Source organism: Actinomadura terrae (assembly GCF_022751215.1).
GTDB classification, from domain to species: Bacteria; Actinomycetota; Actinomycetes; order Streptosporangiales; family Streptosporangiaceae; genus Spirillospora; species Spirillospora terrae.
On record NZ_JAICDG010000002.1, the window covers coordinates 482,273 to 497,010 of the forward strand.

The 14,738-nt window shown below is 72.9% G+C and carries 13 protein-coding genes; 10 read left to right on the forward strand and 3 right to left on the reverse strand.

What is annotated here, in order from left to right; translation table 11 throughout:
• Positions 1–152 precede the first annotated feature (152 nt).
• From K2F47_RS12460 to tsaD, 8 genes are all read left to right on the forward strand, one after another.
• On the forward strand, positions 153–1,673 hold the full coding sequence (locus K2F47_RS12460; RefSeq protein ID WP_242903010.1) for an NAD(P)H-hydrate dehydratase: 1,521 nt from the start codon (positions 153–155) through the stop codon (positions 1,671–1,673).
• Positions 1,674–1,837: 164 nt separating this feature from the next.
• A complete protein-coding gene (gene alr / locus K2F47_RS12465) occupies positions 1,838–2,962 on the forward strand; it encodes an alanine racemase (protein ID WP_242903011.1) in 1,125 nt (374 codons plus the stop codon).
• 10 nt (positions 2,963–2,972) lie between these two features.
• Positions 2,973–4,079, forward strand: a complete 1,107-nt coding sequence (locus K2F47_RS12470; RefSeq protein WP_242903012.1) for an alpha/beta fold hydrolase — start codon at positions 2,973–2,975, stop codon at positions 4,077–4,079.
• Positions 4,076–4,546 carry a tRNA (adenosine(37)-N6)-threonylcarbamoyltransferase complex ATPase subunit type 1 TsaE gene (gene tsaE / locus K2F47_RS12475; RefSeq protein WP_242903013.1) on the forward strand — a complete coding sequence of 157 codons (471 nt, stop codon included), beginning with the start codon at positions 4,076–4,078 and terminating at the stop codon, positions 4,544–4,546. The genes K2F47_RS12470 and tsaE overlap by 4 nt, the downstream gene beginning before the upstream one ends.
• A gap of 129 nt (positions 4,547–4,675) precedes the next feature.
• Complete coding sequence (locus tag K2F47_RS12480; protein WP_242903014.1) at positions 4,676–5,440, forward strand: hypothetical protein; 765 nt, start codon at positions 4,676–4,678, stop codon at positions 5,438–5,440.
• 25 nt (positions 5,441–5,465) lie between these two features.
• Positions 5,466–6,164, forward strand: coding sequence for a tRNA (adenosine(37)-N6)-threonylcarbamoyltransferase complex dimerization subunit type 1 TsaB (gene tsaB, locus K2F47_RS12485; protein WP_242903015.1), 699 nt, complete (start codon positions 5,466–5,468; stop codon positions 6,162–6,164).
• On the forward strand, positions 6,161–6,661 hold the full coding sequence (gene rimI / locus K2F47_RS12490) for a ribosomal protein S18-alanine N-acetyltransferase (RefSeq protein WP_372490846.1): 501 nt from the start codon (positions 6,161–6,163) through the stop codon (positions 6,659–6,661). Before tsaB ends, rimI begins: the two co-directional genes overlap by 4 nt.
• Positions 6,662–7,696 (forward strand): tRNA (adenosine(37)-N6)-threonylcarbamoyltransferase complex transferase subunit TsaD, encoded by a 1,035-nt coding sequence (tsaD, locus tag K2F47_RS12495; protein WP_242903016.1) that lies wholly within the window; start codon positions 6,662–6,664, stop codon positions 7,694–7,696.
• A gap of 6 nt (positions 7,697–7,702) precedes the next feature.
• Here tsaD and K2F47_RS12500 read toward each other — a convergent pair whose 3' ends face one another.
• From K2F47_RS12500 to K2F47_RS12510, 3 genes are all read right to left on the reverse strand, one after another.
• A complete protein-coding gene (locus K2F47_RS12500; protein WP_242903017.1) occupies positions 7,703–8,704 on the reverse strand; it encodes a phosphotransferase family protein in 1,002 nt (333 codons plus the stop codon).
• Positions 8,705–8,894: 190 nt separating this feature from the next.
• Positions 8,895–10,493: an apolipoprotein A-IV repeat region-like domain-containing protein gene (locus K2F47_RS12505; protein ID WP_242903018.1), complete on the reverse strand. Its 1,599-nt coding sequence runs from the start codon at positions 10,491–10,493 to the stop codon at positions 8,895–8,897.
• 662 nt (positions 10,494–11,155) lie between these two features.
• Positions 11,156–12,373, reverse strand: coding sequence for a class I SAM-dependent methyltransferase (locus tag K2F47_RS12510; protein ID WP_242903019.1), 1,218 nt, complete (start codon positions 12,371–12,373; stop codon positions 11,156–11,158).
• A 247-nt stretch (positions 12,374–12,620) separates the two neighbouring features.
• Here K2F47_RS12510 and groES point away from each other — a divergent pair, with 247 nt between their 5' ends.
• Together groES and groL are read left to right on the forward strand one after the other, a co-directional pair.
• Positions 12,621–12,929, forward strand: coding sequence for a co-chaperone GroES (gene groES / locus K2F47_RS12515; RefSeq protein WP_067454521.1), 309 nt, complete (start codon positions 12,621–12,623; stop codon positions 12,927–12,929).
• A gap of 86 nt (positions 12,930–13,015) precedes the next feature.
• Positions 13,016–14,644 (forward strand): chaperonin GroEL, encoded by a 1,629-nt coding sequence (groL, locus tag K2F47_RS12520; protein WP_242903020.1) that lies wholly within the window; start codon positions 13,016–13,018, stop codon positions 14,642–14,644.
• Positions 14,645–14,738 lie beyond the last annotated feature (94 nt).

The following is a 14,738-nucleotide window of genomic DNA, read 5'->3' on the forward strand; positions in this document are numbered from 1 at the left end:
TGATTCTACGACCGGAGATTCTTTTGCGCACATGACGTCGCAACTTGCATCGCATATTTCATACGGTTGCGGAGCGCGTCCCCGTGGCACCCTAAGTATGTGATCGCCGGGACGTGGAGGCGGCGGGCGGCGTCGAGGCTGGGGAGCTCGCGATGAGGTACGCGCACGAGGTCGGCAAGGTGCGGGCGGCGGAGCAGGCGCTCATGGCCCGCCTCCCGGACGGCACGCTGATGCAGCGCGCCGCCGCCGGGCTGGCGTCGGTCTGCGCGAGGCTCCTGCCCGCCGTCTACGGCGCGCACGTCGTGCTGCTGGTCGGCGGCGGCGACAACGGCGGCGACGCCCTGTACGCGGGCGCGCGGCTGGCCCGCAGGGGCGCGCGCGTCGACGCCGTCCGGGCCGGAACCAAGATCCACGCGGGCGGCCTGGCGGCGCTGCTGGGCGCGGGCGGCCGGCTGCGCGAGGCCGATGAGGACAGCGAGGCCGTGATCGCCGCCGCCGACCTGATCATCGACGGGCTCACCGGCATCGGCGGGTTCGGCGGGCTGCGCGAGCCGCACGCGACGTTGGCCGTCCAGGCCTCGCGGGCGCTCGGGACGGTCGTCGCCTGCGACGTCCCGAGCGGCGTGGACGCGGGCACCGGACGCGTCGCGGGCGCCGCCGTCCAGGCCGACGTGACGGTCACGTTCGGCACCCACAAACCCGGGCTGCTCATCGACCCCGGCGCGTCCTACTGCGGCGTCGTGGAGCTCGTCGACATCGGGATCGGGCCCGACCTGCCCGATCCGGACGTGGTGGCCCCGCGCTCCGCCGACATCCGCCCGCCGGAGCCGGGGCCGGAGTCCGACAAGTACCGGCGCGGCGTCGTCGGCATCCTCGCGGGCGGCGAGGAGTTCACCGGCGCGGCCGTCCTGTGCACGGGCGGGGCGCTGCACGGCGGGGCCGGGATGGTCCGCTTCGCCTCGGCGCCGCGTCCGGTCGAGCTGGTCCGGCAGCGCTGGCCCGAGGCCGTCACGACCGTGATCGAACCGGGCGACGGCGCGGCGCTGGCGAAGATCGGCCGCGTCCAGTCGTGGGTGGTCGGCCCGGGGCTCGGCACCGGGCAGGCCGCCGAGTCGCTGCTGGAGGCCGTGCTCGGCACCGACCTGCCCGTGCTCGTGGACGCCGATGGGCTCACCGTCCTCGCCCGCCGCCGCGACCTGCTGCGCCGGGACGCGCCGACCGTGCTCACCCCGCACGCGGGCGAGCTGTCGCGGCTGGTCGGCGCGAGCCGCGAGGCGATCGAGGCGTCCCGATTGGAGCATGCGCGCGGCGCCGCCGCCGAGCTGGCCGCGACCGTGCTGCTGAAGGGCTCGACGACGCTGGTCGCCGAGCAGGACCGGCCCGTCCGCGTCAACCCGACCGGCACGCCCCGGCTGGCGGCGGCGGGCACCGGCGACGTCCTGTCCGGCCTGATCGGCGCCCTGCTCGCGGGCGGCATGCCCGCGCTGGACGCGGCGACCGCGGGCGCCTACCTGCACGGCCTCGCCGCCCGCCTGGCCTCCGCCGGGCCCTGGACGGACGGCGAGCCCGGACGCGGCGAGGCCCCGATCACCGCCGCCGACGTGATCGCTGCCCTTCCCGAAGCCTTCCGGACGCTTGTTCGGGGGGAGTGGGGGGTCGTCCCCCCACAATGAACCGGGTCGTGTGAGCCGGGGTTGATGGGGCCCGAACAACGGTGGGGACATGGACGTCAAAGCGGGTAGAGGGCACCCTGGGTGCTCGCGGAGGGCGCGTACGGGGGCGTGAGCTGGGGCGGTATGCCCCGGGCACGGCACAGGTGACGGCACACTGGGTGGCCATGAGGGTTTCAGCGGAGGCTCGCGTCGATCTCGACGCGATCGGCGACAACATCGGTCTGCTGCGCGAGCGCGCGGGAGACGCCGAGGTCATGGCCATGGTCAAGGCCGAGGCGTACGGGCACGGGCTGGTCGAGGCGGGTCGGGCCGCCGTCGCGGGCGGTGCCACCTGGCTCGGCGTGGCCAAGCTCGCCGAGGGGCTGCGGCTGCGCGAGGCCGGGGTGGACGTCCGCACGCTGGTGTGCCTGGGCGTCCCCGGCGAGCCGTACGAGCAGGCCGTGGCGCGCGACGTCGACCTGGCCGCCGGCACGGTCTGGATGGTGGAGGAGGTCGTCGAGGCGGCCGAGCGCGCCGGGCGTCCGGCGCGGATCCACCTCAAGGCCGACACCGGCATGAGCCGGGGCGGCGCCGGGGAGCGCGACTGGGCCACGCTGGTGGACGCGGCGCTGAAGGCCGAGGCGTCTGGGCACCTGCGGGTCGTCGGGATCATGTCCCACTTCGCGTGCGCGGACGAGCCGGGCCACCCCTCGATCGCGGCGCAGCTCGACGCGTTCGGCGCGATGACCGAGCACGCCGAGCGGGTCGGCGCGCGGTTCGAGGTGCGGCACATCGCGAACTCGGCGGCGACGCTGACCCTGCCGGAGTCGCACTTCGACATCGTCCGGCCCGGGATCGCGGCCTACGGGCTGACGCCGATGCCCGCCGCCGGGACGTTCGGGCTGCGGCCCGCGATGACGCTCGTGGCCAGCGCGGCGCTGGTGAAGCGGGTCTCGGCGGGCAGCGGTGTGTCCTACGGCCACACTTACATCACCGAGCGTGAGACGACGCTGGCCCTCGTCCCGGCCGGGTATGGGGACGGTATCCCGAGGCACGGCTCGAACCTCCTGGAGGTCTTCGCGGCGGGACGGCGGCGCACGATCGCCGGGCGCGTCTGCATGGATCAGTTCGTCATCGACATCGAGGACGACGACATGGTCGCGGGCGACGAGATCATCCTGTTCGGCCCGGGCGACCAGGGCGAGCCCACCGCGCAGGACTGGGCGGACCCCCTTGGAACGATCTCGTATGAGATCGTCACCCGCATCGGGATCCGGGTGCCGAGGGCGTACTCCGGCCGGGCGGTGTAGGGGCGCGCGAATGGACAGCAGGAACAGGCGCAGGATCGGCATCGTCGGCGCCGTCGCGGGCGTCGGCGCGGCCGGGGTGGGCGCGGCGGTCGGCCTGCGCCGCCTCGCGGTCGGACGCGTCCGGCTGCGCCCCGATCCCGACGCCGACGAGCCGTTCGGCACGCTGCGCGGCGAGGAGCTGACCGTCCAGGCGGACGACGACCTCCCCCTGCACGTCGAGATCGATGAGGGCGCCGACGGCGCCAGCGACCTGACCGTCGTCTTCTGCCACGGCTACTGCCTCACCCAGGACGCCTGGCACTACCAGCGCCGCGACCTGCGCGGCCTCCGGATGGTCTTCTGGGACCAGCGCAGCCACGGCCGCAGCGGCCGGGGCAACCCCCTGCACGCGACCATCGAGCAGACCGGCGAGGACCTGTACGCGGTGCTCACCGCCGCCGTCCCGACCGGGCCGGTCGTCCTCGTCGGGCACTCGATGGGCGGCATGTCGATCATGGCGCTGGCCGACCGGCGTCCCGAGCTGTTCGGCGACCGGGTGGTCGGGGTGGCGCTGGTCAACACCTCGTGCGGGGACCTCGCGGAGATGACGCTCGGGCTGCCGCTGGTGCTGGGCAAGCTCGTCGGCCCGCTGGCGCCCCGGGCGCTGCGCGGCCTCGGCCGCCGCGCCGCCCTGGTCGACCGGGCGCGCGGGCTGAGCGCCGACCTCGCGTTCCTCGTCACCCGCAAGATGGCCTTCGCCGACAAGCAGGTCAGCCCCACGGTCGTCGACTTCCTCGAACACCTGATCAGGGCCACGCCGATCGACGTGATCGCCGAGTTCTACCCGGCGCTGGCCGGGCACGACAAGGCCGCCGCGCTGAAGACGATCGGCCGGTTGCCCGTCCTCGTGCTCGCTGGCGGCAAGGACCGGCTGACCCCCGCCGCGCACGGCCGCCTCATCGCCGAGGCCCTGCCGGACGCCGACCTGGTGGAGGTGGACGAGGCGGGCCACGTCCTGCCCCTGGAGTACCCGGGCGTGGTCACCGGCGCCCTCCGCCGCCTGATCGCCCGCGCGCACCCCAGCCACGTTGAGCCCGACCACGACGAACCCGGCCACGAACAGGAGCGCACCGCATGAAGGGGATCACCGTCGCCGTTCCCACGTCCGGGGACATGCGGGAGCTCGGGGTCCGGCTGGCGGGCAAGCTCGCGGCCGGGGACCTGCTCGTGCTCACCGGGAGCCTCGGGGCGGGCAAGACGACGCTCACGCAGGGGATCGGCGAGGGGCTGAAGGTGCGCGGGCCGATCACCTCGCCGACGTTCGTCATCGCGCGGGTGCATCCCTCGCTCGCGGGCGGGCCTCCGCTGGTGCACGTCGACGCCTACCGGCTGGGCGGTTTCGCGGAGCTGGACGATCTCGATCTGGACGCCTCCGTCGAGGAATCGGTGACGATCGTGGAATGGGGCGAAGGGCTCGCCGAGGGCCTCGCCGACGACCGGCTGGAAGTGATCATTTCCCGTTCGGACGGTCCCGCCGAGGACCGCGAAGTAATGATCAACGGAATCGGTGATCGCTGGTCCGACCTGGAGCTCGACCTCGGCTGACGGTCGCGGAAGATCCTTTTAGTACCCCATTAGTCCGGTCGAACTCGTTGGACCGGACATGTCGTACTCTTTGCCGGAACGAACCTCACCTCGCGACAAATCAGATTGCGCAAGCAGGAGAGGGATCAGGTGAGCGGCAGCGACAGATACAACGTCCCCGAGGGGCGCCGGAGCGGGAGCCATCGCGCCGTCCGCGAGCACCGTCCCCGGCGCCGCCGCCGGGCGGCGATCACGCTGGCCGGGGTCGGCGTGGGCCTCGTCGCGTGCGGGTTCGCCGCGTTCGCCCTCCTCGGCGGCGGAGGTGGGGACGGCGCGTCCGGCAAGGCCGTGGGCGGCGGCGCCACCGAGAGCAGCCCCATGACCGGCAGTCCGTCGATCAAGGCCGAGCGGGCCCTCGTCCCGGACGCGTGCACGCTGGTGGGCGACGAGCTCGCCGGACGGCTCGCGCCCGGCGCCACCCGCAACCAGGCCGACGGCTACCAGTCCGACGACCGGCAGAACCAGTGCGTGTGGGGCGCCTACACCGGCGACCGCAAGCGCCAGCTCACCGTCGAGCTCCGCGCGATCGCCGCCGCCGCGCAGCGGACGCCGACCGACACCGCCCGCGCCATGTTCGCCTCCGAGCGCAAGGACGACGAGTCGGGCAAGGGCCTCCCGGCGGGCCAGGAGCTCACCGAGAAGCGCGGTCTGGACGATGTCGGCGACGAGGGCTACGCCGTCTACAGCGTGGACGAGGGGCAGGGTTCGGGCGAGGCCATCGCCAACGTCCGTGCGATCAACGTGCTGGTCACCGTCCACTACGCGGGTTCGGACGACCGCGACCCCCTCGCCCCCGACGACGCCGTGGACGGCGCCGTGGAGGCGGTCAAGGCCGTGCTGCGAAACCTGACCTGACCTCGCGTCCTCCTAAACTGGCCTCGTGCTGGTTCTGGCTTTCGACACCGCTACCGCCGCGATCACCGTGGCCCTGTACGAGTGGACCCCCGGCGAGGGCGCCGTGCCCCGGGGGGCGGCGGAGGCCGTCGACCGGCGCAGGCACACCGAGTTGCTCACGCCGTCCATCGCCCAGGTGATGGCGGACGCGGGCGCCGCGCCCGAGGATCTGAGCGCGATCGCCGTCGGGGTCGGCCCCGGCCCCTACACCGGGCTCCGGGTCGGGCTGGTCACGGCGCGGGCGATGGGGGAGGCCCTCGGCGTCCCCGTGCACGGCGTCTGCACGCTGGACGTCATCGCCTGGGCCACCGGACGCGACGAGCCGTTCGCCGTCGCCACCGACGCCCGCCGCAAGGAGGTCTACTGGGCGCGGTACGACTCGTGCCGCGCGCGCGCCACCGAACCTGCCGTGGGCCCGGCGCCGGACGTCCTGGACGGCGCGCCCGAGGGCCTGCCCGTCGTGGGCGAGGGCGCGGCCCTGTACCCGGAGGCGTTGGGGTACCCGGAGGCGTCGGGCGACTCCGCGCACGAGCCGCTGCTGCCGACGGCGACGGCGCTCGCGGAACTGGCCGTGGCGCGCCTGGCCGGGCTCAAGGGCCCCGACCTGCTTCCCCCCGAACCGCTCTACCTGCGCCGTCCCGACGCCAAGGAGCCCGGGCCGCGCAAGAAGGTGACCCCGGCGTGAGCGACGTCGTCCTGCGGCAGATGACCGGGGCGGACCTGCCGTCCGTCCACCGGTTGGAGACCGTGCTGTTCCCGGAGGACGCCTGGAGCGAGGGCATGCTCCGCGAGGAGCTCGCCGAGCAGCCGCGGACCAGGCACTACGTCGTCGCCGAGGAGGCGGGCGGCGAGACCGGCGGCGAGATCGTCGGTTACGCGGGCCTCGCGGTCGCGGGCGGGCAGGCCGACGTGCAGACGATCGGGGTCCGCGCCGACCGGCGCGGCGGCGGCATCGGCGCCGCGCTGCTGACCGCGCTGATCGACGAGGCCGTCCGCCGCGAGAGCGAGGCGGTGTTCCTTGAGGTGCGCGCCGACAACGACGGCGCCCGGCGGCTCTACGAGCGGTTCGGGTTCGGCCGGGTCGGCGTCCGCAGACGCTACTACCAGCCCGCGAACGTGGACGCGATCGTGATGCGGCGGATGCTGCATCGCCGTCCCGTGGGCTTCTCCCGGGAGATGTGAATGATTCGCGACGAGCCGCTGGTGCTCGGCATCGAGACCTCCTGCGACGAGACCGGCGTCGGGATCGTGCGCGGGCACACGCTGCTCGCGGACGCGATCGCCTCCAGCGTCGACCAGCACGCGAGGTTCGGCGGGGTCGTGCCCGAGGTCGCCTCGCGCGCGCACCTGGAGGCGATGACGCCGACCGTGGAGCGGGCGCTGGCCGACGCGGGCGTGTCCTTCGCCGACGTCGACGCGTTCGCGGTGACGGCGGGCCCGGGGCTGCCGGGCGCGCTGATGGTCGGGGTGGCCGCCGCGAAGGCGTACGCGCTCTCGCTCGGCAAGCCGCTCTACGGCGTCAACCACCTGGCCGCGCACGTGTGCGTCGACCAGCTCGAACACGGGCCGCTGCCCAAGCCGTGCGTGGCGATGCTCGTGTCGGGCGGCCACTCCTCGCTGCTGCTGGTCCCGGACGTGGCGAGCGACGTCCGCTCGCTCGGCAGCACCGTGGACGACGCGGCCGGTGAGGCGTTCGACAAGGTCGCGCGCGTCCTGGACCTGGGCTTCCCCGGTGGGCCCGTGATCGACCGGATGGCGCGGGAGGGCGATCCGGCCGCGATCGCGTTCCCGCGCGGCAAGTACAACGACGGCACCTACGACTTCTCGTTCTCCGGGCTCAAGACGGCCGTCGCGCGGTGGGTGGAGGCCAGGGAGCGGGCCGGAGAGCCGGTGCCGGTCGCGGACGTCGCCGCGTCGTTCCAGGAGGCCGTGGTCGACGTCCTCACCCAGAAGGCGCTCAAGGTCTGCAAGGACAACGGCGTGCACGACCTGCTGATCGGCGGCGGCGTCGCGGCGAACTCGCGGCTGCGGGCGCTCGCGGCGGAGCGGTGCGCGGCCGCCGGGGTCCGGCTGCGGGTGCCGCGTCCGAAGCTGTGCACCGACAACGGCGCGATGGTCGCGGCGCTCGGGTCGGAGTTGGTCGCCTCGGGCCTCGCGCCGTCCGACCTGGAGCTTCCGGCCGACTCCAGCCTGCCGATCGAGTCGATCACCCTCTGAGGACCGTTACGGGCTGAGCGCGGCGACCAGCCCGGCGAGGTAGTCCTCCAGTAGGGGGACCTTCGCCTCGTCCAGCACCCGGCCCTCCTCCTCGGGCAGCAGGTCGAGGACGCACCGCACGTCCCAGTACGGGTCGTGCTCGTAGCCGCCCGACACCTGGTCGAACGCCGACAGGAACCGCTCGGCGACGCGCGGCCCGTACCGCAGGACGAGGCCGCACCGCATCCGCGCGATGTCGACCGCGATCGGGCCGGACGAGGCGTCCGACCAGTCGACGACGCCGGTGAGCTTCCCGTACGACCAGAGCGTGTTGTCGGTGTGGTAGTCGCGGTGGATGAACCGGGCGGGCGCGAACGGCGGCGGGCCCGACGCCAGCGCGAACGCGCGCTCCCACAGGCCCGGGCGCAGCGCGTGCCGGGGCGGGACCCGCACGTCGAGCCGGTTGTAGGGGACGTAGGGGGGCATCGTGGCCGCGCCGTTCAGCGCGTGCACCGCGAGCAGCGCGGCGGCGAGCTGGATCAGGTACTCGGGCAGGTCGTCGGGCGCGGGCCGGGGCGGATGACCGACCAGCCGCGTGATCAGCAGCGCGGGCACGTCGCAGTACGCGCCGGACGGGTCGGCGGCGACCAGCGAGGGCGTCGGGATCGGGCAGCCCGCCAGCAGCGCCAGCGCGGCGATCTCCCGCTCGGGCGAGAACTCGGTGTCGCCGTAGCAGCGCCGCGCGGTCGGCCCCCGGTCGGGCCCGGCACCGGCGTCGGCCCCGGCGGGCGCCTCGGCGGGCAGTTCGTCGCGGGGCGTCCAGCGGCGCAGGACGAGCCGGTGGGCGCTGCCCGACGGGGTCTCGACGAGCAGCGCGTGGTTGGCGTGGGCGGTGCCGCCCGCCAGCGGCCGGATCATCCGCACCTCGGCGCCCTTGCCCAGGCAGCCCTCCACCCAGCGCAGGGTGGTGGGGCCGAGCTGGGCGCGGGCGGGCGCGGTCGGAGCCGGAGTGTGGGTCACGAGATCCATGAAAACGGATTCCGAAGGGTATTGGGAGTGATTTTGCGAAGACGGAACGTAACATTCTGCACGTCATCGACGTGCCTTGATCAAGATCTTCCGGTGCGGAGGCGGGGTGCCCGGAGGATGCGGTGTGAGGCGGGTGGGGCCGCGTCGCCACAGCGGTGCGATCGCACGACCCCACCCACCCGGAGGTGGCTCAGTCCTTGCCGCCCTCGCGGCGCGGCCGCAGCAGCGCCTCGGCGAGTGCGAGCATCGTCTCCTCCAGCGTGGACAGCCGCTTCAGCACGTCCTCGTGCACCGCGTTGACCTGCTTGGAGACCTCGTCGTGGACGCCGTCGACCTTCTTGCCGACCTCGTCCTCGACGCGGGAGAAGCGCTTGGCGAACTCGGCCCGCGCGGCGTCGGCGCGGCGTCCGGCCTCGTCCTGCATGCCCTCGACCCGCCGCGCGAACTCCTCGTGCACGCCGCCGACGTGCCGGGCGACGTCCTCCTGGATGTCGCCGACCTGCTTGGCGACGTCCTCGTGGATCGTGCCGACCTGGCGGGTGACGTCCTCGTGGATGTCGCCGATGCGCTTGCCGAAGTCGTCGTGGACGCCGCTGACCTGCCGCGCCATCTCGTTGTGCACCGACTCGACCTGCTTGGTCATGTCGATGTGCACCGCCTCGACCCGGCGGGAGACGAGGTCGACCTGGGTGGTGAACTCCTCCAGCGCGCCGTCGACCCGCTTGGCGACCTCCTCGTGGATGCCCTCGATCCGCTTGCGGACGTCGTCGTGCACGTCCTCGAACCGGCGGGAGAACTCGTCCATGCGCTTGGCGACGTCGCTGTAGGCCGTCTCGGCGATCTCCGACATCGTCGCCTTGACCTCGTCGCGGTCCGGGCGGGCGCGCAGCTCCTCGATCAGCGGGTCGACGGCCTCGGCCAGGTGCTTCTCCAGCGCGTCGAACCGGTCGCCGTGGTCGGCCGCCGGACGCCGCGCGATCTCGCCCAGCAGCCGGTGCAGCTCGGCGATCTCCAGGGTGGCCGGGAGCCGTCCGATCCGCTCGCCCACGCCCTCCAGGCGGCTGTCGATGCTCTCGAACCGGCCGTCGAGGCTGCCGAGCTTGCCCGACAGGCCCTCCAGGCGGCCGTCCACGCCGTCGAGGCGCCCGTCGAGGCCGTCCAGCCGCCCGCCGACGCCCTCGACCCGGCCGTTGACCGCCTCCAGACCCTGCTCCATCCGCTCGGCCATCTCGCCGAGCGCCTGGTCGACCCGCGCCGTGACGCCGTTGATCGAGTGCTCCAGCCGCTCGGACCGGTGGCCGAGTTCGGCGAGCGACTTGTCGAGCCGGTTGAAGCGGACGGACGCGGCCTCCATGCTGCCCTGGAGCCTGTCGAGCCGCTTGGTCATCTCGTCCATGCGCTGCGCGGCCTGCTGCGTGGCCTCGGTGATGTGCTGCGCGGAGTCGAGGACGGCCTGGATGCGCGTCAGCCCCTCGTCGACGTTCTCGGCGACGACGCCCACGTCGGCCCACAGCGCGGGGAGCTCGGCGACGGGCTTGACCCGCTCGCCGAACGCCTCGATGTGCTCGGCCAGCCCCTCGGCCCACTCCGGGGGCTTGCTGGACAGGTCGTCCACCTGCCCGCGGACGCTGTCGAGCTGGCCGGTCAGCCCGCTCAGCTCCCGCTCGCGGACCTCGCGGAGCAGCCACTCCATGCCTTCGAGCCGCTGGCGGATCTCGTCCAGGACCTGGCCCTGGGAGCGCTGTTCGTAGACGTGGTCCTGCGCCGCACGGGCGAGCAACTCCCGCATCCGATCCGAGACCGGTTGACCCCCCGTCTGCAGGAAGTTGTGATTCGTTTCCACCCGATGCTCCTTCGTGTGCCGACGCGACGAATTGGCGCACGGCATTGAATCGTGAAGTCGCCACTGTAGTGCGTGGGCACCGCCACGAAAACGGGGAGCTGGGAACATTGTGAGTTCTGCGGAATGTGCCTGTTATCCCGTTGGAGTGAAAAGCGATGATTCGCAGGACGAGAGGGAAATTTCTGATTAGTCGGTCATGGTGGGGTTGGTCGGTTCATGTCCGCTGTCGGGCGGGCGCTGGGGGGTGCGCGGCCGGGTTTGCGGCGTCGAACTGTCCGTACATCTCGTCCAACATCGTCAGTTCGCGTCCCCGCTCGCGGACGGGCGGCGCGGCGGGCACCGGCCGGGCCCGGTCGCGCTCCGGTGCCCGGCGGGCCATTTCAGAGTCGCATTTGGGTCTGCCCGAGACCCGGCCGCTGAACCTGCCTTGGTGTTTCTTCGCCTGAGGATCTCAGCGGCACCGATTCCCGCGCCGGGCAGTGGTCTTGCTCGGAAGGGGAGAACCCTGGCCAACGCAATGCCGGAATACGCCGATGATTTGCGCCGCCGTGGCGCGTCGCCCGGGCCCGCTTGGCGTTCCCCGGCCGCGCGGAAGATCTTTGGCCCGATTAGCGGCCGGACGCCGCGTCCGGGCGGGTCAGCAGCGCGACCGGTGCGTCGCCGACCCGCGTCACCACGAGCGTCAGCGCGCCCCCCGCGGGCCTGCGCCGCCCGCCGAAGCCGAGGTCGCGGCGCAGCCGGTCGACGTCCACCGCCGAGCCGCGCTTCTTGACGGTCAGCACGCCGACCCCGCGGCGGCGCAGCTCCGCCTTCAGCCGCTTCACCGAGAACGGCAGCACGTCCTCGATCTCGTAGGCGGCGGCGAACGGCGTCGGACGCAGCGCGTCGGACGTGACGTAGGCGATCCGCGGATCGGCCAGCCCGCCGCCGACCAGGTCCGCGACCTCGGCGACCAGATGCGCCCGGATCACCGCGCCGTCGGGCTCGTAGAGGTAGCGACCCCAGGGCCGCACGTCGGGGTCGCCGAGCCCGCGCGCCGTGAGCGTGTGCACGACCTCCGAGGCGTCGGACGGTATGAGCGTCGCCCTGCGGCCCACCTCTCCCGCGAGGTCGCCCATCCACAGGGCGGCCTCCTTCACGTCCCCTCCGACCGACACCCACTCCGCTTCGGCGCCGTCCGGTACGGCCTCGTGCGGAATTCCCGGCGCGACCTTCACGCATGCGGCCGGGACCCGCCGCGCCATTTCCAGGACGGTGTCCAGCGGCGGCTCGTACGAACGCGGATCGAAGACACGGCCACGCGCAGTGCGGCGCCCCGGATCGGCGAAGACGGACGCGTACCCGTCCGTGTGCTCCCGCGTCGCGTCCCCCACCCGGACGGACGCGACGTCCTCCACCCCGAACGCCGCCGCGTTCGCCCTCGCCACCTCGACCGTCAGCGGGTCGATCTCCACACCGACCCCGGTGAGACCGGCGCGCGCGCGGGCGATTAGGTCCGCGCCTATCCCGCAGCCCAGTTCGAGCGTCTTTCCGGGACGTCCGGCGAACCGCCGCGTCCGATGCGCGGCCACGCTCGCCCGGGTGGACTGTTCGAGCCCGGCTTGCGTGAAGTACATGCGCGACGCGTCCCGTCCGAATTTGGCCAGCGCCCGTTCGCGGAGCCGCACCTGCGTCAGCGCCGCCGCGACCAGCGCGGGGTCGTGCCGCTCGCGCAGCCGCGACGCCGTGCCGAGCAGCGCGCCCTCGCTCAGGTCCGCGGCGGCGGCCTCGGCCAGGACGTCCTGCCCCGCCGGGGTCAGCAGGGCCCGGAACGACGCGATGTCCATAACCTGGAAGTTATCGCCCCGTGAACGGCGTGCGGCCGCCCGACCGGGGGCTTCGTGTCCGTGTTGACGGGCCACCGGGCACGGAATAGTCTCCAGACTGGCACTCTCCCCGCGAGAGTGCCAAACACAGCGACAAGGTCGGTCTGGCACCCGCGACGACAGGCCGGTCCAGGGTCGCCTTCTCTGTCACATGTGCCGGTCGGTCAGCCGTGGCCGGCCGAGGACCAATCGAAGGGGAGGTCAGATCGTGACGACCGCCACCAAGGTTGTTCTCAAGCCGCTCGAGGACCGCATCGTCGTCCAGCCGCTTGAGGCCGAGACCACCACCGCGTCGGGCCTGGTGATTCCGGACACCGCCAAGGAGAAGCCCCAGGAGGGCACCGTCCTTGCCGTTGGCCCGGGTCGCGTGGACGACAAGGGCGAGCGCGTGCCCGTCGACGTCAAGGTCGGCGAGGTCGTGCTCTACAGCAAGTACGGCGGTACCGAGGTCAAGTACAACAACGAGGACTACCTCGTTCTCTCGGCCCGCGACGTCCTCGCGGTCATCGAGAAGTAATCACCGAGACGTGATGCACCCGCCCCGGTCGGCGCCGCCTTCGGCGGGGCGGCCGGGGCGGATCGCGTGAATCAAGGAGTATCCGCATGGCGAAGATCCTGGAGTTCGAGGAGGACGCGCGCCGGGCTCTTGAGCGCGGCGTCAACGCTCTCGCGGACGCCGTCAAGGTGACGATCGGCCCGCGCGGCCGCAACGTCGTCATCGACAAGAAGTTCGGCGCGCCGACGATCACCAACGACGGCGTCACCATCGCCCGCGAGGTGGAGCTGGAGGACCCCTACGAGAACCTCGGGGCCCAGCTCGCCAAGGAAGTGGCGACCAAGACCAACGACATCGCGGGCGACGGCACCACGACGGCGACCGTGCTCGCGCAGGCGCTGGTCCGCGAAGGCATCCGCAACGTGGCCGCGGGCGCCTCGCCGCTCAGCCTCAAGCGCGGCATCGACACCGCCGCCCAGTACGTGTCCGACCAGCTCCTCAAGTCGGCCCGCGAGGTCGAGGAGAAGAGCGAGATCGCGCACGTCGCGACCATCTCCGCGCAGGACGCGCAGATCGGCGAGCTGATCGCCGAGGCGTTCGAGAAGGTCGGCAAGGACGGCGTCATCACCGTCGAGGAGGCCCACACGATGGGCCTGGAGCTGGAGTTCACCGAGGGCCTCCAGTTCGACAAGGGCTACCTGTCGCCGCACATGGTGACCGACCCCGAGCGCATGGAGGCCGTCCTGGAGGACGCCTACGTGCTGATCGTGGACGGCAAGATCTCCAACGTGCAGGAGTTCCTGCCGCTGGCCGAGAAGGTCGCCCAGACCAAGAAGCCGCTGCTCGTCGTGGCCGAGGACGTCGAGGGCGAGGCCCTCGCGCTGCTGGTCGCCAACAAGATCCGCGGCACGTTCACCTCCGTCGGCGTGAAGGCGCCGGGCTTCGGCGACCGCCGCAAGGCGATGCTGGGCGACATGGCCACGCTGACCGGCGGCCAGGTCGTCAGCGACGCGATCGGCCTCAAGCTCGACTCCATCGGCCTGGAGGACCTCGGCCGCGCCCGCCGCATCACCGTCACCAAGGACGCCACCACCATCGTCGACGGCGAGGGCTCCTCGGACGACATCGCGGCGCGGGTCAACCAGATCAAGGTCGAGATCGAGAACTCCGACTCCGACTGGGACCGCGAGAAGCTCCAGGAGCGGCTCGCCAAGCTGTCGGGCGGTGTGTGCGTGCTGCGCGTCGGCGCCGCCACCGAAGTGGAGCTGAAGGAGAAGAAGCACCGCCTGGAGGACGCCATCTCGGCGACCCGCGCGGCGATCGAGGAGGGCATCGTCTCCGGCGGCGGCAGCGCGCTGGTGCACGTGGCCAAGGAGGGCTTCGACACCCTCGGCCTGTCCGGCGACGAGGCCACCGGCGCGGAGGCCGTCCGCCGCGCGCTGGTCGAGCCGCTGCGCTGGATCTCCGAGAACGCCGGCCAGGAGGGCTACGTCGTCGTCTCCAAGGTGCAGGAGCTCCAGCCGGGCCACGGCTACAACGCCGCGACCGGCGAGTACGGCGACCTCGTCGCCCAGGGCGTCATCGACCCGGTGAAGGTCACCCGCTCGGCGGTCACCAACGCCGCCTCGATCGCGGGCATGCTGCTCACCACCGAGGCGCTCGTGGTCGAGAAGCCGGAGGAGGCCGACGAGGCCGCCGCCGGCGGTCACGGCCACGGTCACGGCCACGGCCACTGACCCACCCGGGTCATCGGGCCTCCGGCTCGGTCGCGGGGGCGGATGGGCGAGCGAACGGCCCGCCCGCCCCCGGAAGGCGACAGGACCCCCGTCC

Bases quoted from the DNA above. Each gene is read 5' to 3' on its own strand.
- K2F47_RS12500 (WP_242903017.1), bottom strand. From the start codon at position 8,704: ATGGATCTCGTGACCCACACTCCGGCTCCGACCGCGCCCGCCCGCGCC.
- groL (WP_242903020.1), top strand. From the start codon at position 13,016: ATGGCGAAGATCCTGGAGTTCGAGGAGGACGCGCGCCGGGCTCTTGAG.
- K2F47_RS12510 (WP_242903019.1), bottom strand. From the start codon at position 12,373: ATGGACATCGCGTCGTTCCGGGCCCTGCTGACCCCGGCGGGGCAGGAC.
- K2F47_RS12470 (WP_242903012.1), top strand. From the start codon at position 2,973: ATGGACAGCAGGAACAGGCGCAGGATCGGCATCGTCGGCGCCGTCGCG.
- tsaD (WP_242903016.1), top strand. From the start codon at position 6,662: ATGATTCGCGACGAGCCGCTGGTGCTCGGCATCGAGACCTCCTGCGAC.
- alr (WP_242903011.1), top strand. From the start codon at position 1,838: ATGAGGGTTTCAGCGGAGGCTCGCGTCGATCTCGACGCGATCGGCGAC.
- K2F47_RS12460 (WP_242903010.1), top strand. From the start codon at position 153: ATGAGGTACGCGCACGAGGTCGGCAAGGTGCGGGCGGCGGAGCAGGCG.
- K2F47_RS12505 (WP_242903018.1), bottom strand. From the start codon at position 10,493: ATGCGGGAGTTGCTCGCCCGTGCGGCGCAGGACCACGTCTACGAACAG.
- tsaE (WP_242903013.1), top strand. From the start codon at position 4,076: ATGAAGGGGATCACCGTCGCCGTTCCCACGTCCGGGGACATGCGGGAG.